This window comes from Delftia sp. JD2 (genome assembly GCF_001682645.1).
GTDB lineage: Bacteria > Pseudomonadota > Gammaproteobacteria > Burkholderiales > Burkholderiaceae_C > Comamonas > Comamonas acidovorans.
In genome coordinates, this window is the sequence record NZ_LFJT01000159.1 from 1 (window position 1) to 328 (window position 328).

1 protein-coding gene is annotated in these 328 nt (G+C 68.3%); it reads right to left on the minus strand.

What is annotated here, in order from left to right:
- Nucleotides 1-328, minus strand: a 328-nt coding sequence (locus ACM14_RS30285; RefSeq protein ID WP_139093548.1) for a hypothetical protein, incomplete at both ends; no start/stop codon positions are given.

Here is a 328-nt window from a genome sequence, read left to right on the forward strand (position 1 = left end):
CGGCCGAGGATCTGGCCTATGAGGGTGTGGACCTGGGCGCCGGTGTCTGTCAGGTCAGTGGGCTGCAGCGCTTGCAGGCCCGTGGTGCCCAGGGCCGTGAGGCGGCCCAGGCTGTCCCATTGGCGTTGCACCTGCAGGGGGTTGTGTGCGTCTGCTGCAGGGGTGGGTGAGTGCAGGCTGCGGCGGACTTCGCGGTGCAGGCTGTCGCGTTCGAAGTCGATGAGGCTGGCTCCGTTGAGTTGCAGTCCGTGCACATGGCCTGAGCCGTAGGTGAGCCAGGCGATCTCTCCCAGGCCTTGCAGCTGGCTGTGCTGGCGTGCGCCCAGCG